The organism is Streptomyces thermolilacinus SPC6, from assembly GCF_000478605.2.
Classification (GTDB): Bacteria; Actinomycetota; Actinomycetes; order Streptomycetales; family Streptomycetaceae; genus Streptomyces; species Streptomyces thermolilacinus.
In genome coordinates this window covers 3,122,360-3,143,336 of sequence record NZ_ASHX02000001.1, presented here as the reverse complement: position 1 = coordinate 3,143,336, position 20,977 = coordinate 3,122,360, and the positions used below count along the sequence as shown (strand labels likewise).

Below are 20,977 nucleotides of genomic sequence, written 5' to 3'. Positions count from 1 at the left end.
CTTCCGCCCGGTACCCTGGTCTGTGTTTCACGTGAAACGCTTTCCGGGAAACAGCCCATGTTCCACGTGAAACAAACACCCCGATCCGCGAAGACTGGATGAACCACGATGCATCGGTACAGGTCCCACACCTGCGGCGAGCTCCGCGCTTCTGACGTCGGCACCGACGTCCGGCTGAGCGGCTGGCTGCACAATCGGCGCGACCTGGGCGGCATCCTCTTCATCGATCTGCGCGACCACTACGGCATCACGCAGCTCGTCGCCCGGCCCGGCACCCCCGCGTACGAGGCCCTCGACAAGCAGACCAAGGAGTCCGTCGTCCGCGTGGACGGCAAGGTCGTCTCGCGTGGCGCCGAGAACGTCAACGCGGACCTGCCGACCGGTGAGGTCGAGGTCGAGGTCTCCGAGGTCGAGGTGCTCGGCGCCGCCGGACCGCTGCCGTTCACCATCAACACGGACGACGGCGTCAACGAGGAGCGGCGCCTGGAGTACCGCTTCCTGGACCTGCGCCGCGAGCGCATGCACCGCAACATCATGCTGCGCACGGCCGTGATCTCCGCGATCCGGCAGAAGATGGTCGCCCTCGGCTTCAACGAGATGGCCACGCCGATCCTCACCGCGACCTCCCCCGAGGGCGCCCGCGATTTCGTCGTGCCGTCCCGCCTCAACCCGGGCAAGTTCTACGCGCTGCCGCAGGCGCCGCAGCAGTTCAAGCAGCTGCTGATGGTCTCGGGCTTCGACCGCTACTTCCAGATCGCGCCCTGCTTCCGCGACGAGGACGCCCGCGCCGACCGCTCGCCGGGCGAGTTCTACCAGCTCGACGTCGAGATGTCATTCGTCGAGCAGGAGGACGTCTTCCAGCCGATCGAGAAGCTCATGACCGAGCTGTTCGAGGAGTTCGGCGGCGGCCGCCACGTCACCTCGCCGTTCCCGCGCATCCCGTTCCGCGAGGCGATGCTGAAGTACGGCTCCGACAAGCCGGACCTGCGCGCGCGGCTGGAGCTCGTGGACATCACGGACGTCTTCGCGGACTCCGAGTTCAAGGCGTTCGCGGGCAAGCACGTCCGCGCCCTGCCGGTCCCGGCCGTGCAGGACCAGCCGCGCAAGTTCTTCGACTCGATGGGCGAGTTCGCCGTCGAGCACGGCGCGAAGGGTCTCGCCTGGATCCGCGTCGGCGAGGACATGGCGTTCAGTGGCCCCATCGCGAAGTTCCTCACCGAGGACAACGTCAAGACGCTGGTCGACCGCCTCGGCCTGAAGCCCGGCCACGCCGTGTTCTTCGGCGCGGGCGACTTCGAAGAGGTCTCCAAGATCATGGGCGCGGTCCGCGTCGAGGCCGCCAAGCGCGCCGGCCACTTCGAGGAGAACGTCTTCCGCTTCTGCTGGATCGTCGACTTCCCGATGTACGAGAAGGACGAGGAGACCGGCAAGATCGATTTCTCCCACAACCCCTTCTCGATGCCCCAGGGCGGCATGAAGGACCTGGAGGAGAAGGACCCGCTCGACATCCTGGCCTGGCAGTACGACATCGTCTGCAACGGCGTCGAGCTGTCCTCCGGCGCGATCCGGAATCACGAGCCCGAGATCATGATCAAGGCGTTCGAGATCGCCGGGTACGGCCGGGACACCGTCGAGCAGGAGTTCGCGGGCATGCTCCGCGCGTTCCGCTTCGGCGCCCCGCCGCACGGCGGCATCGCCCCGGGCGTGGACCGCATCGTCATGCTGCTGGCCGACGAGCCGAACATCCGCGAGACGATCGCCTTCCCGCTCAACGGCAACGCCCAGGACCTGATGATGGGCGCCCCGACGGAGCTGGACGAGTCCCGCCTCCGCGAGCTGAACATCTCGGTGCGCAAGCCCGCCACGGAGAAGTAACCAGAGGCACGGCGAAGGCCCCGGAACCAGGCAGGTTCCGGGGCCTTCGCCATGCCCGGGAGGGGCCTACGCCATGCCCCCGCGGGGACGGCGGGTCGTGCGTACGGGGGCGTTCTGGGGGATGGTGCGTTCTGCGCGGGGCTCACCGTGGCACGCCTGTAGGGGAGAGCGCCGCGAACCGTGCCGACACGGGGCGCGGCGCCGAAGCCGCCCCAGCGAAAGGCCCGCCATGTCGCCCGCCCTGCCGCCCGTCCCGCGACGCCCCCGCCGCCTACTCGCCGCGACGCTGCTGCTCGCGCTGCTGCCGCTGACCGCCTGCGTCGAGGGGCAAGGAGGCGGGCCGGGCGGTGGTACCGGCACCGGTACCGGCTCGGCCGAACGGGGTACCGCCGGGGGCCGGGCCCACCCGAGCGGCGTCCCCGCCCCGGAGGGCGCCGCGTCCCCGAGGGGCACCGCGTCCGCCGCTTCCCCGAAGGGCGTACCGGGGCCGCCCGCCGCTTCCGCGCAGATCCCCGGCCTCGGCCCCGCCACCCGCGCCGCGATCCCGCCCGACACCCGCCAGGCCGTCGTCGTCCAGGGCCACGGCCGGGACCTGAACACCGGCACCGCCACCCTGTACGAACGCCGCCCCGACACCGGCTGGACCGCCGCGTCCGACCCGTGGCCCGCGCACAACGCCGTCAAGGGCTGGACCGACCATCACGTCCGCGACGACCTGCGCTCCCCGATCGGCGTGTTCCGGCTCACCGACGCGGGCGGCCTCCTGCCCGACCCGGGCGCGAAGCTCCCGTACGACCAGAGCCCCCGGTTCGTCGCGACCGGAACCGGCTCCCTGGGCGAGCCGCTGGAGGGGTCCTTCGACTACGTCGTCGCCATCAACTACAACCGCGTCCCCGGCAGGACGCCCCTCGACTGGGCCCGCCCCCTCGGCGAGGAGCGCGGCGGCGGCATCTGGCTCCACGTGGACCACGACGGGCCCACGCAGGGCTGCGTCTCCCTGCTCCGCGCCCACATGCGGGAGCTGCTGCGCTGGCTGGACCCGGCGCACAAGCCGGTGGTGGTGATGGGCGACGTACGCAGCCTGGCCCGCTGATCAGGAGGCCGGGCTCAGGTGTCGGGGGCTCAGGTGGCGGGGCTCAGGAGGCCGGCGCCCGGTCCGGTTCCGCGGCGGCGGCCCCACCGGTCCGCTCCGGGCCCCGGTCCTGGTCCCCGGCCCGGACCCGGTCCCGTTCCCGGTCGCGGTCCGCCGCCGTACGGCCCCAGGCCGTGCCGCACAGGACGAGCGCCACGCCCACGAAGCCCAGCCACCCCGGCCGGTCGCCCGCCAGGACGATCCCCACGACGGCCGCCCACACCGGTTCCGTACCGAGCAGCAGGCTCACCCGCGACGGGGACGTACGCCGTACCGCCCACATCTGCACGAAGAACGCGAACAGCGTGCAGAACACCGACAGGTACAGCAGCCCAAGCCACTCGCCCGCCCCGAACCCGGCCGCCACGGCCCACGGCGTACCGCCCCCGGTCCCGACGCCCCCGGCCGCCAGCAGTGCGAACACCAGCACCGCCCCGCCCAGCTGCACCGTCGTCAGCGACAGCGCGTCCGCGCCCCGCACCGACTCCATCCGCGCCATCGCCAGGACGTGCACCGTACGGGCCACCGCCGCGCACAGCATCAGCAGGTCACCGCCCGACGGGGCGCTGAACCCGGTGCCCTGCGTCAGCAGCACCACCCCCAGCACCGACATCCCGGCCGCCGCCATGAACGCCCCGGACAGCCGTGTCCCGCGCACCCGGCTCTCCGCGACCGGGGTGAGGATCATGGTGAGGCTGATGATGAGCCCGGCGTTGGTCGCGGAGGTGTGGACGAGCCCGTACGTCTCCACGAGGAAGATCCCCGCGAGGATCAGCCCCAGCACGCCGGCGCCGCCCACCTGCGCCCTGCTCATCCGCCGCAGCCCCCGCCACCCGGCGACGACCAGCACGGGGATGACGACCGCGAACCGCAGCACGAGCACCGCGACGACCGTCTGGGCGGTGGTGATCCCCTTGGCGGCCAGATAGCTGGACCCCCACACGACGGCGACCGCCAGCACGGGCAGATCGGTCAGCCAGGCCCGGCGGGCGACGACGGCAGCGGACACGGGGACTCCTGGGGAACGGGCCGGGCGACGGGACGGGGCGGGGCGTGCGGCGGACGCGGACGCGGGGGCCGGTACGCGCGAGACCGCCGCCCCGGCCTCTCGGTGGGGCGGCGGTCTCATGAGCGGGTGCGGACGAGGCGGCCCGGCAGGCGCCTGGGACCGGTCGGACGGTCAGGCGTCCTTCTTGGGCTCCTCCAGGCGGGGGAACAGCACCGCGCCCTTCGTCACCGTCGCGCCCACCGGCAGCTGCCCCCAGCGGGCGGCGTCGGCCAGCGGCTGGTCGGCCAGCGCGCCGAGACCGGCCTCGGCACCGAGCGACTCCCACAGCTTCCGGGAGGTCTCCGGCATGACCGGGTTCAGCAGCACGGCCACCGCGCGCAGCGACTCGGCCGCCGTGTACAGGATCGTCGCCAGGCGGGCGCGGCCCTCCGGCGAGTCGTCCTTGGCGACCTTCCACGGCTCCTGCTCCGTGATGTAGCCGTTGACCTGCTTCACGAAGTCGAAGACCGCCAGGATGCCGCCCTGGAAGTCCAGCTCCTCACCGATCTTCCGGTCGGACTCTGCGACCGCCTTCGCCAGGCCGTCCTGGATGGCCTGCTCGGCGTCACCGGCGGCGGTGGCCTCCGGCAGGGCGCCGTCGAAGTACTTGCCGACCATGGCCGCTACGCGCGAGGCGAGGTTGCCGTAGTCGTTGGCCAGCTCCGAGGTGTACCGGGCGGTGAAGTCCTCCCAGGAGAACGAGCCGTCGCTGCCGAACGCGATGGCCCGCAGGAAGTACCAGCGGTAGGCGTCCACGCCGAAGTGCGAGGTCAGGTCCTGCGGCTTGATCCCGGTCAGGTTCGACTTCGACATCTTCTCGCCGCCGACCATCAGCCAGCCGTTCGCGGCGACCTTCCCCGGCACGGGCAGGCCCTGCGCCATCAGCATCGCGGGCCAGATCACCGCGTGGAAGCGGAGGATGTCCTTGCCGACGAGGTGCACGTTCGCGGGGAACGTCGCCTCGAACTTCGCCTGGTCGGCGCCGTAGCCGACGGCCGTCGCGTAGTTCAGGAGGGCGTCCACCCACACGTAGATGACGTGCTTGTCGTCCCACGGGATCGGGATGCCCCAGTCGAACGTGGAGCGCGAGATGGACAGGTCCTGAAGGCCCTGCTTGACGAAGTTCACGACCTCGTTGCGCGCCGACTCGGGCTGGATGAAGTCCGGGTTCGCCTCGTAGAACTCCAGGAGCTTCGGGCCGTACGCGGAGAGCTTGAAGAAGTAGTTCTCCTCCTTGAGGATCTCCACCGGCTTCTTGTGGATCGGGCAGAGCTTCACGCCCTGCTCGTCCTCGATGAGGTCGCCGGGGAGCTTGTACTCCTCGCAGCCCACGCAGTACGGGCCCTCGTAGCCGCCCTTGTAGATCTCGCCCTTGTCGTACAGGTCCTGCACGAACTCCTGGACACGGTCCGTGTGGCGCTTCTCCGTGGTGCGGATGAAGTCGTCGTGTCCGATGTCCAGGTGCTCCCAGAGGGGCTTCCAGGCCTCCTCGACGAGCTTGTCGCACCACTCCTGCGGGGTGACGCCGTTCGCCTCCGCGGTGCGCATGATCTTCTGACCGTGCTCGTCCGTGCCGGTGAGGTACCACACCTTCTCGCCGCGCTGACGGTGCCAGCGCGTGAGCACGTCGCCTGCGACGGTCGTGTAGGCGTGGCCCAGGTGAGGAGCGTCGTTGACGTAGTAGATGGGGGTCGATACGTAGAAAGCCTTCACGCTCTCGTCCCCCTGCTTCTCGGTTCCAGTGGCCGCCATGGTCGAAATCCTATCCGTCGGCCGAAGCGCCCCTCACCTCCGTTTGCCGGGGTACGCCGCCGGGGTGCGGCCCGGGGCCCGGTGGTGGTGGCCGCCCCGGCCCCGCGCTGGTCGCGGGACCGGGGCCACGCGCCGCGGTCCGGGGCCTCAGACGGACCAGGAGGCGAGGAGCTCGCGGTAGAAGCGGGCGTGCGGGATGTCGCTGGGGGTGGGCCCGGCGTGGAAGAACGCGGCGTTGTCGACGTCCAGCTTGCGCAGGTAGTCGAATGCCTTGCCGTCCTCATCGCCGAACGCCACGAACTGCCAGAACACCGGCCGCCCGGTCGCCGCGGCCTCCGCGAGGGCCTGCGTCGCGGCCGTCTTCGACTCGGGCGCGCCGTCCGTCTGGAAGATCACCAGCGCGGGACGGTCCGGGTGGGCCTGCTCGTGGTGGGCGAGGACCTCGCGGACCGCACGGTCGTAGTTGGTGCGGCCCATGCGGCCGAGCCCGGCGTGGAGGGTGTCGATCCGGCCCTCGGCGTTGTCGAGGGTGAGGTCGCCGGTGCCGTCGATCTCGGTGGAGAAGAAGACGACGGGCACGGTGGCGTTCTCGTCCAGGTGCGCGGCGAGGGCCAGCGCCTGCTCGCCGAGGCGCTGGGCGCTGCCGTCCTTGTAGTACGGGCGCATCGACCCCGACCGGTCGAGGACCAGGTACACCGTGGCCCGCGCCCCCTGGAGCCCCCGCTTGCGCAGCACGGCCCCGGCGGCCTTGTACGCCTCGACGACGCCCTCCGGGGCGGCGCCCTTGACCTGCCGCAACGCCACCGCGGGAGCACCGTCCTCGGCCTGGGCGTCGGCGTCCTCCTGGGGGGCGCTGTCCCCGGCCTGGGGACCGGCGCCCTCCTGAGGGGCGCTGTCCTCGGCCTGGACGGTACTGGCGTCTGCCGCCGTGCCGTCTGCGCCGGGGGCGTCCTCGGTGTCGGCGTGCTGCGGCGCGGTGTCGGGGGTGGCCGTCCCGGCTTCGGCGGCGGGCTCGGTGGCCGGGGTCTGGTCCTGTGCGGGCTCCGTGGCCTCGGGCTCCGTGTCGGCGGTGCGGGTGCCGTCCGTACCGGCGGGGGCGTCCTGCGCCGTGTCGGCGGTGGCCGCGCTGTCTGCGCCGGGGGCGTCCTCGGTGTCGGCGTGCTGCGGCGCGGTGTCAGTGGTGGCGGCCGGTTCGCTGGCTTCGGCCCCGGGGGCCTTGGCCTGGGGGGCCTGCTCCGCGTGGGGCGCGGGTTCGTCCGCCGGGGCCTCGTCGTCGGCGTCCTGCGCCGTGTCGGCGGTGGCCGTGCCGTCTGCGCCGGAGGCGTCCTCGGCGGCCGGGGCGGCTGCCGGTCCGGGCTGGGCGGCGGACTTGGACGCGTCAGCAGGGGCGGTGACCGGCTCGGTGGGCCCGGCGGTCGCCGACTCCCCCGCGGGAGCCGTCGCTTCCGGGCTGGAGGCGCTCTCGGCCTCCGGCTCCGCGGCGGCGGGCTTCTCGGCCGGGGCCTCCTCCGCGGTGGCGCCCGTTGGGGCCTTCGCCGGGGTCTCCTCCGCGGTGGCGCCCGCGGCGATGTCCGCCGGGGACTTGGGGGAGTCGGTGCGGGCGGGAGGGATGGTGGGCTTCGGTTGGTCGAAGGACGCCGCCACCAGCTCCGCCGCGACCTCCTCCGGGGTGGGGGCCGTCGCCGGCGGTTCGTCCTGGGGCACCGTGCGTTCCGCCTGGGGCGGGACGGAGGGGGTGGACGTGACCGCGTCGTGCTCCGCTTCGCGGTCGCGTCCGAACACCTTGCGCAGCAAGCTCCGAATGCCCATGGGCCATGGCCTTTCGCATATTGGGTGCCGTATATGTCCGTACTGCTGGGAATACTCAGGAATCATCCCTGGCCAGGGCGGACACGTAAGGTTAGCCGCCCGGAGTGGCGCGGAACGCTGCCGTCCATTCGCGTCAACCCCGCCCCCGACGCTCCCCATTCATCGCACGTTCACCTCTTTGCCGCCGCCCTGCTCAGGGGCCCGCTTAACGTCGCCGCCGGACGATCACGACACCACGTCGGCGCGGTGCGCGCCGAAGGAGGAACACCGTGCGCAAGCTGCTGCCGTTGCTCACCATGACCCCGCACGCGGGCGGCCGCTCGGCCCTGACCTGCCGTTACCGCTGCGGTGACGCCTGCTTCCACGAGGTGCCCAACACCAGCGACAACGAGTACGTCGGCGACGTCATAGCCGACGCCCTCTCCCGCCGCTCCCTGATGCGCGCCGCCGCCGTGGTGACCGTCGCGACCGCCGCGGGCGGCGCCGTCCTCGGCGCGGGCGCCCCGGAGGCCCACGCCGCGCAGGCGCAGTCGGCCGCGCGGAAGCACGGCGCGGGCAAGGCGCAGGGGGCGCGCGGCCTGCGCTTCACGCCCGTCGCGCCGAACACCGCCGACCAGGTCACCGTCCCGCGCGGCTACGCCCAGAACGTGGTCATCCGCTGGGGCGAGCCGATCCTGCGCGGCGCGCCCGCCTTCGACCCGGAGCGGCAGACCGCCAAGGCGCAGGCCGGGCAGTTCGGTTACAACGTCGACTTCCTGTCGCTCCTGCCGCTGCGGGGAGAGCCGGGCCGCCAGGTGCTCGTCGCGAACCACGAGTACACCGACGAGAACCTGATGTTCCGCGGGTACGACGCGGAGAACCCGACCCGCGAGCAGGTCGAGATCGCCTGGGCGGCGCACGGCCTGTCGGTCGTCGTCGTGCAGGAGGAGCACCGCACCGGCAAGCTCACCCCGGTCACCCGCCACCCGCTGAACCGCCGCCTCACCGCGACCAGCGTGTTCGAGATGACCGGCCCCGCCGCGGGCAGCGCCCTGCTGCGGACGTCCGCCGACCCGTCGGGCCGCAAGGTCCTCGGCACGCTCAACAACTGCGCGGGCGGCACCACCCCGTGGGGCACCACCCTCCACGGCGAGGAGAACTTCAACCAGTACTTCGCGAACGGCTCCTCCGCCACCGACAAGCGCTACGGCATCGGTTCCGGCACGACCGAGCGCAAGTGGGAGCGGTTCGACAAGCGGTTCGACGCCGCCCAGGAGCCCAACGAGTCGCACCGCTTCGGCTGGGTCGTCGAACTCGACCCGTACGACCCGGAGTCGACGCCCCGGAAGCGGACCGCGCTGGGCCGGTTCAAGCACGAGGCGGCGCAGCCCCGGCTCACCGACGACGGCCGCCCGGTCGTGTACATGGGCGACGACGAGCGGTTCGACTACTTCTACAAGTTCGTCTCCAGCAAGCGGATGATGAAGGGCGGCTCGCGCGCCGCCCGCGAGCACAACCTGACGCTGCTGGACGAGGGCACCCTGTACGTGGCGAAGCTGACCGGCGACTCGCCCGCCGCCGAGCTCGACGGCACCGGCAAGCTCCCGGACGACGGCGAGTTCGACGGCTCCGGCGTGTGGATCCCGCTGGCCACGGACAACGTGTCGCACGTGCCCGGCATGACCGCCGAGGAGGTGTACGTCTTCACGCGCCTCGCCGCGGACAAGGTCGGCGCCACCAAGATGGACCGCCCGGAGGACGTCGAGCCGTCGCCCCGTACGGGCCGGGTGTACGTGGCCCTGACGAACAACTCGCAGCGCGGCACGGCCGGGAAGCCCGGCGTGGACGAGGCCAACCCGCGCGCCAGGAACAAGCACGGCCAGATCCTGGAGCTGGCCGAGCACTGGGACGACCCGGCGGCCGACGGCTTCGCGTGGCGGCTGTTCCTGGTGGCGGGCGACCCGGACGACCCGGCGACGTACTACGCCGGGTACCCGAAGGAGAAGGTGTCGCCGATCTCCTGCCCCGACAACGTCGCCTTCGACCCGTACGGGAACCTCTGGATCTCCACGGACGGCAACGCGCTCGGCACCCACGACGGCCTGTTCGGCGTGGCCACGCACGGCGAGCGGCGCGGTGAGCTGAAGCAGTTCCTGACCGTCCCGGTCGGCGCCGAGACGTGCGGGCCGATCATCCAGAACCGCCGTGTCCTGGTGGCCGTCCAGCACCCGGGCGAGGTGGACGGCGCGACCGTCGAGAACCCCGCGTCGGCGTGGCCCGACGGCCCGGGCAAGCTGGTCCGCCCGTCGGTCGTCGCCGTCTACCGCGAGGACGGCCGCCCGATCGGCGTCTGACCGGGCGCGGGGCGGTCACCCACGGTCATCCACGGCCACCCACCAGGCGGCCGCCCCGCCGCCGAGGCCGCCCCGCGCAGGTCCGGGCCGGGGCGGCCCCGCGCGGGTCACCGGGCCGGGCGGCCCGGAGACCCGCGCCCCGGACCGGTCCGCACGGCAGCCGGGCCGGCCCGGGCAGGGGCAGCGGCTTCACGGGGTGGCGCGGGCCTGTGCGCGCCACCTCGTGAACTGCTCCGCCGGATCGCCCGTGTACGACCACGGCACCCGCGACACCCGCGGCCCCAGCAGCCCGAAGAGGTACTCCGCCATCTCCAGGCGCCCCGCGTAGCAGGCGGCGTGCGTCAGGTAGTTGAGCAGCTCCACCTCCTCGGGCCGCACCGGGCCCGGCGCGCGCTCGGCGATCCAGCGCTCCCAGGTGCGGCGTACCTCCGTCACCGCCAGTTCGTGCTTCCAGTGCTGGTCGAAGCCGCGCACCGAGCCGGGCCCCCGGCCCCGCCCGAGCGCCCCGTCCACCACGTACCGGTACTCCTCGACGCGGGCGATCTGCACCAGCACCGGCAGCGGGCAGCCGGGCGGCGCCGCGCCCGCCGCGTCCCGCGCGAAGTCGTACATCGAGCCGTGCGTGCCGTGCCACCGCGCCGACCAGTAGCGCAGCAGCTGCACATGGCCCTCCGCGTTGTGCGGGTCGCGCCGCCGCAGCTCGTCCCACCAGCGGCGCAGCTCCGCCCGGCTCACCCCGCCCTCGTACAGCCGGGCCACCGTCAGCAGCGACACCCACGGCATCGGGTCGGCGGGCCGGGCGTCGGCGGCGGACAGGCACGCCAGGACCGTCGAGTCCAGCCTCGCCGGGTCCATCGCGGCGCCCCGGCCCGCCGCGATGGCCGCGTCGAAGACCCGCACCACCTCGGTCGCGGCCCGCAGCACCGCCGCGTCCGGGTCGTCCGGTTCGGCGGCCCGCCAGCACTCGACGGCGGACGTGCCGGCCGCGGCGTGCGCGAGGAGCCGGATGCGGTGGGTGCGGCGCGGCCAGTCGTCCCCCGTGTCCCGCAGCAGGTCCCGTACGCCCTGCCAGCGGCCTATGGCGATGTCGTGGCGTACGTCCCCGAGCGCCTCGTCCCCGAAGTACGGGTCCAGTTCCGGTACGAAGCGTTGCTCCCGCGCGGAGCGGCCCGCGCGGCCCATCAGCCCGGTACGTCTCGTACCGCGCCCGTGCCGTGGCTTCCCGGTGCCGCCGGTGCGGTCCGGGCGTCCCCCTCCGGTGGCGCGGTGGCGTGCGGCCATGCCTTCTCCCCCCGATCGCGTGGTCAGTCGCGTGGTCAGAAGTCGGTCGCCAAGGTCTCGTCGGCGGCCGGCCGGTGCTGCCGCGGTACGTCGCCGTACGGCAAGTCCGCCTCCGCCGCCAGCGTCCGTACCGCGTCCAGCTTCGCCGGACGGTAGTACGAACTGCCCCTCCGCCAGTACCAGGTCATCGGAATGAGACCTGCGGCGAGCCCTCCGAGGCCGATGACGACCGACGCGGTGGGCAGCCCGGCCAGCGACTCGTAGAAGATCCACAGCATGAACGCGGCCCCCGCCAGCGGCCACACCCCGCCCAGCAGGAACTCCCGCACCGACGACAGCAGCATCCGCCGGTACGCGACGACGGCGGCGATCCCGGCGAGGCCGTAGTAGAACGCCACTTGCAGGCCCATCGCGCCGACCGCGCCGGAAAGGATGTCGCCGACCGAGCCGAGCGCGTTCGACGCGACGAACAACGCCAGCGCGACGGCGCCGACGACGGCGACGGCCACCCACGGGGTGTTCCAGCGGCGGTGCACCCGGCCGAAGGCGGCGGGCACGGTCCGGTCGCGGCCCATCGCGAACAGCGTCCGCGTCACCTGGATCAGCGTCGTCTCCAGCGTCGCGACGGTGGACAGCATCACCGCCACGACCAGCAGCTTCCCGCCGGTGCCCGGCCAGATCGCGTCACCGAGCAGCGCCAGCGTGTTCGCGTCGGCCCGCGCGGTGATCTCCTCCGTCGTCAGGATGATGTTGACGGAGATGGTGAACGCCTCGAACAGCAGGAACACCACTCCCACCCCGACCAGCGCCGAAAGCCCGGCCGTGCGGCGGCTGTCGCGCGTCTCCTCGCTGAGGTTGCCGGTCACGTCCCAGCCCCAGTAGTAGAACGCCGCGATCAGCGCGCCCGACGCGAAGCCCGACACCCCGTCGAAGTGCGCGAACCCCAGCCACGACCAGTCGAACGCCGCCGCCGCGCCGCCCCGCACCACCGCGCCCAGCACGAACAGCAGCAGGAGCACCAGCTCGACCCCGGAGATGATCAGCTGCGCCCGTACGGTCAGCCGCACCCCGCCCAGCACCACCAGCAGCATCGCCGTGAACCAGCCCGCCCCGACCGCCGTCGCCGTCCAGGTGTCCTCGGCCAGCTCCGGGTCGAACAGCGCCAGCGTCAGCGCACCCGCGGGCAGCGAACCCGCCACCATGAACAGCGTCGCCGACACGACCAGCGCCCATCCGCACAGGAACCCGAGGAACGGGTGCAGCGTCCGGCCCACCCACGAGTACGCGGCGCCCGCGTTCACGTCCAGCCGCCCGAGCCGCCCGTACGCGAGGACGATGCCCAGCATCGGCAGGGCGCAGTACAGCAGCGCGGCGGGCGCCGCGAACCCGACGGCCCCGACGAGCACGGCCGTCGTCGCGGCCAGCGAGTAGGCCGGGGCACTGCCCGCGACCGCCATGACGACGGTGTCGAACGTGCCCAGCGCGTTGGGCCGGAGCCCTCTGCCCGATGGGTTGCGCATGCCGAACGTCCTTGACTGGCAGGGGAAGTGGCGCGAGACAGCCGCATCGTAATGCCGCTCCCGGAACCGGACGGTCCGGGGCGGATTACGTGCGTAGCGTTCACGGGGGACGGCGGCGCCCGGCCGGGGGCGAGCGGCTCGGGCGTCCGGGTCGGGCGGGGCTCGTGCCGCGGCGGGTGTCCGGGCGGCGGGCCCCGTCCCCGTGTTGATCCACTTGCTGGTTCACCCGGGTGGGTGTGCCCTGGGAGGACAGCCGTCGGAAGGCCGCGCACGGCGGGCCGCGCCGGACGGTCCCGTACGCCGGGGCCGCCCCGGAAGGCCCCGCCCGGCGGGGTCACGTCGGAAGGAGCAGCCATGGGCGCCCACGCAGCCCCGGCCCGGCACCGCCGCGGCCGCCGCCCCCGCCCGGGGACGGACACCGGCTCGACCGCGGCCGGGCCCGGTACCGGGCCCGCCCGCCGGAGCACCCCCCTGAGCTGGGCGATCCCCGCCGCGCTCGCCGCCGTGTACGCCCTGTACGCCGGATTCCTGCACCGCGGCGAAGGCCCCACCGACTGGGGCGACGTCGTCTTCGGCCTCGTCGCGGGGCTGGTCTTCGGTGCCCTCTGCTACGCCCTGGGCCGCAGGCAGCGCGCCCTGCCGAGGGAGACGCGGGCCATCGCGTACGGGGCGCTCGGCGGCATCGCGATCGGCCTGCTGCGCAGCCTCGCCGGCGGCAGTCTCCTCACCAGCGCCGTCATCGGCCTCATCGTCGGCGCGGCGATCGGCGTGGCGGCGTTCTACGTCTTCTACACGCATGAGTGAACCCCGGCGGCGGCCGGCGCCCCCTTCCCCCGGCCCGCCGCCACCGACAGGACCGACGAGATGACCCCCCAGCCCCCTCCCGCGTCCCCCCTCGCCGTGGAGACCCACGCCCTGGTCAAGGTCTTCGGCACGACCCGCGCCGTCGACGGCATCGACCTGCGCGTCCCCGCCGGGACGGTGTACGGGGTGCTCGGCCCGAACGGCGCGGGCAAGACGACCGCCGTGAAGATGCTGGCCACGCTGCTGCGGCCGGACGGCGGCGAGGCCCGCGTGTTCGGCAGGGACGTGGTGCGCGACGCCGACGCCGTACGCGGCCGGGTGAGCCTGACCGGGCAGTACGCGTCGGTGGACGAGGACCTGACCGGCACGGAGAACCTGGTCCTCCTCGGCCGTCTGCTCGGCCACTCCCGCGCGGCGGCCCGCGACCGCTCGGCGCAGCTGCTGGAGGCCTTCGGGCTGTCGGGCGCGGCGGGCAGGCAGGTCAAGCACTACTCGGGCGGGATGAGGCGCCGCATCGACATCGCCGCGTCCATCCTCAACACGCCCGACCTGCTGTTCCTGGACGAGCCGACGACCGGCCTCGACCCGCGCTCCCGCAACCAGGTGTGGGACATCGTCCGCGCGGTCGTCGCCCAGGGCACGACGGTGCTGCTCACCACGCAGTACCTGGACGAGGCCGACCAGCTGGCGTCCCGGATCGCGGTCATCGACCGGGGCCGGGTCATCGCGGAGGGCACGAAGGGCGAGCTGAAGGCGTCGGTCGGCTCCGGAGCCGTGCACGTACGGCTCCGGGAGCCCGGCCAGCGGGAGCGCGCCGCGCGGGTGCTGACCGGGACGCTCGGGGCGACCGTGCAGCTCGACCCGGACCCGGTCGCGCTCACCGCGACGGTCGACGGGCACCGCACGGAGCTGGGCGCGGCGGAGCAGGCGGCGCGGGCGCTGTCGGAGCTGGCCCGCGCGGGGGTCACGGTGGACAACTTCGCGCTGGGACAGCCCAGCCTCGACGAGGTGTTCCTGGCGCTGACGGGCAAGGAGGGCCCGGTATGAGCACCACGGCGCCCCAGTCCCAGCGGCAGCCCGCCGCGGGGGCTTCCGGCGCGTACGACACCGCCTTCGTCGCCCCGCGCGCCGACGAGCTGGCCGCCCTGCTCGTCACGGGCGCGGACCGGCGCCCGCCCCGCCCGTCCGCGCTGTCGGCGTCGCTGACGTTCGGCTGGCGGGCGATGCTGAAGATCAAGCACGTGCCGGAGCAGCTGTTCGACGTGACGGCGTTCCCGGTCATGATGGTGCTGATGTACGCCTACCTCTTCGGCGGCGCGCTCGCCGGGTCGGTGTCGTCGTACATCCAGTTCCTGCTGCCGGGCATCCTCACGATGAGCGTCGTGATGATCACCATGTACACCGGGATCTCGGTCAACACGGACATCGAGAAGGGCGTCTTCGACCGGTTCCGCCCCCTGCCGATCTGGCGCCCCGCGCCGATGGTCGGATATCTGCTGGGCGACGTGGTCCGGTACCTGATCGCGTCCGCCGTGATGCTGTCGGTGGGGATGCTGATCGGCTACCGGCCGGACGGCGGGGTCGCCGGGGTGCTGGCGGGGGTGGCGCTGCTGATGGTCTTCTCGTTCGCGTTCTCGTGGATCTGGACGATGTTCGGCCTGCTGCTGCGCAGCGAGAAGTCCGTGATGGGCGTCAGCATGATGGTGATCTTCCCGCTGACGTTCCTGAGCAACGTCTTCGTGGACCCGCGCACGATGCCGGGCTGGCTCCAGGCGTTCGTCAACAACAGCCCGATGACCCACCTGGCCACCTCGGTCCGCGAACTGATGGCGGGCGGCCGCCCTATGGCCGACATCGCGTGGACCCTGGGCTGGTCGGCGGCGTTCGTCCTGGTCTTCGGCGCGGTGACGATGCGGCTGTACAACCGGAAGTGAGCCCGCCGACGATGGGCGCTTGACCTTCCCCGTGCGGGAAGCCGGAGCGTGGTGCGTGCCGGGCGGGGAGCCCGGCGGGGGAGGAGACGGGACGTGGGCCTGCTGACCATCGGCGCGTTCGCGCACGCCACCCGGCTGTCCGCGAAGGCGCTGCGCCGGTACGACGAGCTGGGTCTGCTGCGGCCGGTCCGGGTCGATCCGTACAGCGGCTACCGCTACTACGCGCCGGAGCAGCTGGAGCGGGCGCGGCTGGTGGCGTGGCTGCGGCGGATCGGGATGCCGCTGGCGCGGATCGGCGCGGTGTGCGACCTGTACGACGCGTCGGACAGGGCCGGTGCGGCGCGGGAGGTCCGCGCGTACTGGGCCCGCGTCGAAGCCGACACGGCGGCCCGCCGTGACCTGGCCTCCTTCCTCGTGGACCACCTTTCGGGAGACCTTCCGGAAGGCCTCTCGGGAAACGAGGACCCGACGATGACCACCACGAGGGAACTGACCATCCGGTACGCCGCCGTCACGGACCGCGGACTGGTGCGCGAGACCAACCAGGACGCCGCGTACGCCGGGGAGCGGCTGCTCGCGGTCGCCGACGGGTACGGCGCGTCCGGCGCCGACGCCGGGGCCGCCGCCATCGAGGCGCTCCGCCCCCTGGAGGCCATGGCGCCCGGCCGGGCGGGCGACCTGCTCAACGCCCTGGAGGACGCGGTGCTGCGCGCCAACGAGGCGGTGCGCGGCTACGACGAGTCCGGTACGACCCTGACGGCGATGCTGTGGACGGGGTCGCGGCTGGCGCTGGTCCATGTGGGTGACACCCGGGCGTATCTGCTGCGCGACGGGCGGCTGTACCGCGTCACGCACGACCACACCGTGGTGCAGGCCATGGTGGACGAGGGGCGCCTCACCCCGGAGGAGGCCGCGTCGCACCCGCAGCGCGCGCTGCTGCTGCGGGCGCTGGACGGGGCGGAGGCGTCGGGCCGCGCCCCGGAGGTACGGCTCCACGAGGCGCGTGCGGGGGACCGGTACCTGCTGTGCTCGGACGGGCTGTCGGCTGTGGTCCCGGAGGCCGAGGTCCTGGAGGCACTGGCCGCGGCGGCCACCCCGTCGGACGCCGCCCACCTCCTGGTGGCCGCCGCCCACGCGCACGGCGCCCCGGACAACACCGCCTGCGCGGTGGCCCATGTAGCGGGCTGAGCCCCTGGGCCGCTGCGGGCCGCTTCCGCTGCGGGTAGCTGGTCCGCCCAGGGGCGGGACGGGTGGGCACAGCGGACTTGCCGGGTGCCGGTCCCAGCGCCTGCCGCACGGGGGGCCCGGGGGCGGGCCCAGGGCAGGGGCCGTACCGGGTAGCGGCGCCGGTGTGGGGCCCGCGGGTTCGGGAAACGTCCTGGTGGCCCCGGCACGTACCCGCGCCGCACCCGGCCGGTAGGGTTCCGGCCCGTGAGCAGGCCACCCAGCAGCCAGGACGCCCCCAGCCCCGGCCCCGCCGCCGATCCCGGCCCAGCCGAGGGACCCCCCCACGACGGCACCGCCCAAGCCGAGGGCACCGCCCAAGCCGAGGGCGCCGCCCAAGCCGAGGGCGCCGCGCCGCGTGGACGTGCCGGTCAAGGGGACGCCCATGAAGGCGTCATCACCGTCGTGGGCATCGGCGCCGACGGCTGGCCCGGCCTGCCCGAGCCCTCCCGCGCCGCCCTGCGCGCCGCCGACGTGGTGATCGGCGGCGCCCCCCGCCAGCTTGACCTGCTCCCGGACGAGGTGACCGCCCGGCGCGTCCCCTGGCCCAGCCCCCTTCGCCCCGCCGTACCCGCCCTCCTCGCGGCGCACGCCGACCGGGCCGTCGCCGTCCTGGCGAGCGGCGACCCCATGTTCCACGGCATCGGCCGCGCCCTCGCCCAGGCCGTGGGCCCGCACCGGCTGCGCGTCCTGCCGCACCCGTCCTCCGTCGCGTACGCCTGCGCCCGCATGGGCTGGCCGCAGGAGGACACCGAGACGGTCACCCTCGTCGGGCGCCCCCTCGACACCCTGTCCGCCGCCCTCCACGACGGCCGCCGCCTCATCGTGCTGAGCGCGGGCGCCGCCACCCCCGCCGAGGTGGCCGCCCTGCTGCGCGCCCGCGGCTACGGCCCGAGCCGCCTGAGCGTGCTGGAGCAGCTCGGCCACCCGGAGCGGGAACGCGCCCTGCACGGCACCGCCGACGACTGGCCGCACCCGCCGGGCGACCCCCTGAACCTCGTCGCCGTCGAGTGCGTCCGAGCCCCCGGAGCGCCGCGCCTCGGAGCCGTACCGGGGCTTCCGGACGACGCGTACGAGCACGACGGGCAGCTCACCAAGCGCCACGTCCGCGCCGCGACGCTCGCCGCGCTGGCGCCCGCCCCCGGCGAGCTGCTGTGGGACATCGGCGGCGGCTCGGGCTCCATCGGCATCGAGTGGATGCGCGTCCACCGCACCTGCCGCGCCATCAGCGTCGAACGCGACCCCGTACGCGCCGGTCGCGTCGCCCGCAACGCCGCCGCCCTCGGCGTGCCCGGCCTGCGCGTGGTCACCGCCGCCGCACCCGCCGGGCTTGCGGAACTCGACGCGCCCGACGCGGTGTTCATCGGCGGCGGCCTCACCGCGCCCGGCCTGCTCGACGCCTGCTGGGCGGCGCTGCGCCCCGGTGGACGGCTGGTCGCCAACACCGTGACGCTGGAGTCGGAGGCGCTGCTCGCCGAGCGGTACCGGCGGCACGGCGGCGAGCTCGTACGGCTGGCGGTCGCGCACGCCGTGCCGGTGGGCGGTTTCACCGGCTGGCGGCAGGCGATGCCGGTCACGCAGTGGTCCGTAACGAAGGCGGGAGCAGAGGAACAGCAATGACGGTCTACTTCATCGGTGCCGGCCCGGGTGCCGCCGACCTGATCACGGTGCGGGGCGCCCGTACCCTCGCGTCCTGCCGGGTGTGCCTGTACGCGGGCTCCCTCGTCCCCGAGGAACTGCTGGCCGAGTGCCCGCCGGACGCCCGGCTCGTGGACACGGCCCGCATGGACCTGGACGCCATCACGGCGGAGCTGGTCGCCGCGCACGAGGCCGGCCACGACGTGGCGCGGCTGCACTCCGGCGACCCGTCCGTGTTCAGCGCGGTCGCGGAGCAGATGCGGCGCCTGGACGCGGCAGGTGTCCCGTACGAGGTGGTGCCGGGCGTACCGGCGTTCGCGGCGGCCGCGGCGGCCCTCAAGCGGGAGCTGACCGTTCCGACCGTCGGCCAGACCGTCATCCTGACGCGCGTCGCGCAGCAGGCGACGCCCATGCCGGAGGGCGAGGACCTGGCGACCCTCGGCCGCAGCGGCGCCCTGCTGGTGCTGCACCTCGCGGCCCGGTACGTGGACCGCGTCGTCGCCGAACTCGTCCCGCACTACGGCGAGGACTGCCCGGCCGCCGTCGTGGCGATGGCCAGCCGCCCCGACGAACTGGTGCTGCGCGGCACCCTCGCGGACATCGCCGCGCAGACGAAGGCCGCGGGCATCACGCGTACGGCGGTCATCCTCGTCGGCCGGACGCTCGCCGCGACGCAGTTCCGCGACAGCCACCTGTACTCGCCCGAGCGCGACCGGCACGTCTGCGACTGACGCGCGCCGGGCCGCGCCGGGCCGCGCCGGACCGGTCGCGGCGGCCGCCCGGGCGCCGATGAGAATCCCCACACAGAAAACCGGGGGTGCGTGGGCAACTGCGCCGATTGCCCGCAATGCCCGGTGGCGGAGTGCTTCATTCCGTGACCGGGCGGGCTGGCGCGCGCCCAACTCCGGTCTGCCCCAGGATGCTTCGTCCGTAGGATCGTACGACCACCGACGTGCACCGTCGCGTTCACGACGCCCGCTCCCGAGAAAGAGCACCCGTGAAGACCACACGTACTCTCGCAACGGCCGTCGCCGCTGCTGTCACCGCGCCGCTCCTCCTCCTCGCCGCCGCCCCGGCGTACGCGACCACGGTGACCCCGCCGCCCGCGCTCCCGGCCGTCGCCGAGCCGTCCTCGTTCACGAAGGGCCCGTCGATCGCGGACCTGGAGAAGGCCGTGGCCAAGGCCCGCAAGGCGCACGAGGCGGCGGTGGCCGCCAAGAAGGCCGCCTACGAGAAGCTGCTGGTGGCGGTCTCCGACACCACGCCGGAGGCCCTCGCGGCCGCCGCCGCCAAGAAGGAGGCCGATGCGACGGCCGCCGCGCACACCGCCGCGGTGAAGGCCCTGGACGAGGCGAAGGCGAAGCTCGCGGCTCTGCCCGACACGGCCACCGAGGAGGAGCGCGAGGCCGCCGAGAAGGCCGTCACGGACGCGCAGACCGCCGCCGAGAAGGCCGCGTCCGTGAAGGCCGCCGCCGACCGGCAGCAGGCCGATGCCAGCAAGGCCCTCGCCGACATGCAGGTGGCCGCCTTCCAGGCGGACCACCTGGCCGGGGAAGCCGTCAAGAAGGCCGCCGCCGACCTGGCCGCCGCCGAGAAGGCGCTCGCCGACGCGAAGAAGGACCAGGACGACGGCTTGTGCGCCGGGGACGACGCCTTCGTCGCCGAACTGACCGGCCTGCCCGAGAAGGTCACCGCCGGCACCGCCGTGGACCTCACGGTGCGGGTCACGAACAACACCGGCGAGGCGGTGGACCGCGCGTTCGGGCAGGTCACCCTGGAGCCCGGCAGCAAGGAGCTCGTCCCCCTCTTCAAGCCCCAGTACCGCACGGCCACGTCCGACAAGTGGCGCGACTGGAACTCGTGGGGCATCGGTGTCAACGTCGGCGCGCTGAAGCCCGGCGCCCACGCGGACTTCAAGCTGCGGCTGAACCCCGCTGCCTCGCTGAAGAACTGGTCGGGCTCGCTGAGGGTGGATGCCTACTACGAGCGCGGCGACGACTGCGCCCTGAACCCGACGTCGAAGTCCCACAAGTTCCAGGTCGTGGCGCCCACCGTGACGCCCCCGCCCACCACGACGCCCAACACGCCGGCGCAGCAGGGCGGCACCACCACCACGCCGCTGACCGGCGGTACGACGACCACGACGGGCGGCACGCTCGCCAAGACCGGCTCGTCCGACGCCATGGGCGGCCTCGCCGCCGCGAGCGGCGCCGCGGTGGCGCTGGGCGCGGCCGCCGTGTTCGCCACGCGCCGCCGCCGTACGACGGGCGCCTGACGAACGGGAGGCCCCGGGGCGCGTGAGCCCTGGCGCCGAGGGTCCCCGGTGCCTGAACGGCCCGTACGAAGGCCCCGACCGCACCCGCGCGGCCGGGGCCTTCGGCGTACCGGCGCGGGAGTGCCCACACGCCCGCGAGGGGACGTCCCGGAGGCAGCGGGAGCGGCCCTGGACCGTACGGGGCGTGGCGGGGCGCCTGGACGGGGGTGTGCCCGGCCGTCGCCGTCCGGACGGGGAGGCACCGCCGAGCCGGGCACACCGTCCCGCGGCGCCCACACAACCACAGGGCGCACCGGCCCCCGCAGAGCCGGAAGTCCCCCCGCGAGGGGCCCAAGGTCCCCACCGCGCACCC

At 73.9% G+C, this 20,977-nt stretch carries 15 protein-coding genes; 10 read left to right on the top strand and 5 right to left on the bottom strand.

The features are described 5' to 3' along the window. Positions 1–108 precede the first annotated feature (108 nt). Both aspS and J116_RS13520 read left to right on the top strand, forming a co-directional pair. Positions 109–1,875, top strand: a complete 1,767-nt coding sequence (gene aspS, locus J116_RS13525) for an aspartate--tRNA ligase (RefSeq protein ID WP_023587600.1) — start codon at positions 109–111, stop codon at positions 1,873–1,875. 229 nt (positions 1,876–2,104) lie between these two features. After that, complete coding sequence (locus tag J116_RS13520; protein ID WP_023587599.1) at positions 2,105–2,968, top strand: L,D-transpeptidase family protein; 864 nt, start codon at positions 2,105–2,107, stop codon at positions 2,966–2,968. 43 nt (positions 2,969–3,011) lie between these two features. Here J116_RS13520 and J116_RS13515 read toward each other — a convergent pair whose 3' ends face one another. From J116_RS13515 to J116_RS13505, 3 genes are all read right to left on the bottom strand, one after another. After that, complete coding sequence (locus J116_RS13515; RefSeq protein WP_023587598.1) at positions 3,012–4,016, bottom strand: DMT family transporter; 1,005 nt, start codon at positions 4,014–4,016, stop codon at positions 3,012–3,014. Between the two features lie 171 nt (positions 4,017–4,187). Beyond that, the gene (metG, locus tag J116_RS13510; RefSeq protein WP_023587597.1) at positions 4,188–5,807 is read right to left on the bottom strand and encodes a methionine--tRNA ligase; all 1,620 of its coding nucleotides are present in this window, start codon (positions 5,805–5,807) and stop codon (positions 4,188–4,190) included. Between the two features lie 147 nt (positions 5,808–5,954). Further along, positions 5,955–7,616 (bottom strand): VWA domain-containing protein, encoded by a 1,662-nt coding sequence (locus tag J116_RS13505; protein WP_028964026.1) that lies wholly within the window; start codon positions 7,614–7,616, stop codon positions 5,955–5,957. A 269-nt stretch (positions 7,617–7,885) separates the two neighbouring features. Between J116_RS13505 and J116_RS13500 the strand changes: the two genes are divergently transcribed. Further along, positions 7,886–9,949, top strand: coding sequence for a PhoX family protein (locus tag J116_RS13500; RefSeq protein ID WP_023587595.1), 2,064 nt, complete (start codon positions 7,886–7,888; stop codon positions 9,947–9,949). Positions 9,950–10,138: 189 nt separating this feature from the next. On the opposite strand, the gene J116_RS13495 is transcribed toward J116_RS13500, so the two are convergent. After that, positions 10,139–11,131 (bottom strand): hypothetical protein, encoded by a 993-nt coding sequence (locus tag J116_RS13495; RefSeq protein WP_028964025.1) that lies wholly within the window; start codon positions 11,129–11,131, stop codon positions 10,139–10,141. Positions 11,132–11,265: 134 nt separating this feature from the next. Beyond that, positions 11,266–12,750, bottom strand: coding sequence for an APC family permease (locus J116_RS13490; protein ID WP_023587593.1), 1,485 nt, complete (start codon positions 12,748–12,750; stop codon positions 11,266–11,268). A 354-nt stretch (positions 12,751–13,104) separates the two neighbouring features. On the opposite strand from J116_RS13490, the gene J116_RS13485 reads away from it, so the two are divergent. The 7 genes from J116_RS13485 to J116_RS13455 all read left to right on the top strand — a co-directional run bounded on the left by J116_RS13485 (position 13,105) and on the right by J116_RS13455 (position 20,625). Next, positions 13,105–13,554: a hypothetical protein gene (locus J116_RS13485; RefSeq protein WP_023587592.1), complete on the top strand. Its 450-nt coding sequence runs from the start codon at positions 13,105–13,107 to the stop codon at positions 13,552–13,554. 60 nt (positions 13,555–13,614) lie between these two features. Beyond that, on the top strand, positions 13,615–14,601 hold the full coding sequence (locus J116_RS13480; protein ID WP_023587591.1) for a daunorubicin resistance protein DrrA family ABC transporter ATP-binding protein: 987 nt from the start codon (positions 13,615–13,617) through the stop codon (positions 14,599–14,601). After that, positions 14,598–15,488, top strand: coding sequence for an ABC transporter permease (locus J116_RS13475; RefSeq protein WP_023587590.1), 891 nt, complete (start codon positions 14,598–14,600; stop codon positions 15,486–15,488). Before J116_RS13480 ends, J116_RS13475 begins: the two co-directional genes overlap by 4 nt. A gap of 93 nt (positions 15,489–15,581) precedes the next feature. Then, the gene (locus J116_RS13470) at positions 15,582–16,676 is read left to right on the top strand and encodes a MerR family transcriptional regulator (protein ID WP_023587589.1); all 1,095 of its coding nucleotides are present in this window, start codon (positions 15,582–15,584) and stop codon (positions 16,674–16,676) included. A 432-nt stretch (positions 16,677–17,108) separates the two neighbouring features. Next, positions 17,109–18,332 carry a bifunctional cobalt-precorrin-7 (C(5))-methyltransferase/cobalt-precorrin-6B (C(15))-methyltransferase gene (locus J116_RS13465; RefSeq protein WP_028964023.1) on the top strand — a complete coding sequence of 408 codons (1,224 nt, stop codon included), beginning with the start codon at positions 17,109–17,111 and terminating at the stop codon, positions 18,330–18,332. Then, positions 18,329–19,081, top strand: coding sequence for a precorrin-4 C(11)-methyltransferase (gene cobM / locus J116_RS13460; protein ID WP_023587587.1), 753 nt, complete (start codon positions 18,329–18,331; stop codon positions 19,079–19,081). The genes J116_RS13465 and cobM overlap by 4 nt, the downstream gene beginning before the upstream one ends. A gap of 266 nt (positions 19,082–19,347) precedes the next feature. Beyond that, on the top strand, positions 19,348–20,625 hold the full coding sequence (locus J116_RS13455) for a COG1361 family protein (RefSeq protein WP_023587586.1): 1,278 nt from the start codon (positions 19,348–19,350) through the stop codon (positions 20,623–20,625). The last annotated feature ends 352 nt before the right edge of the window (positions 20,626–20,977 follow it).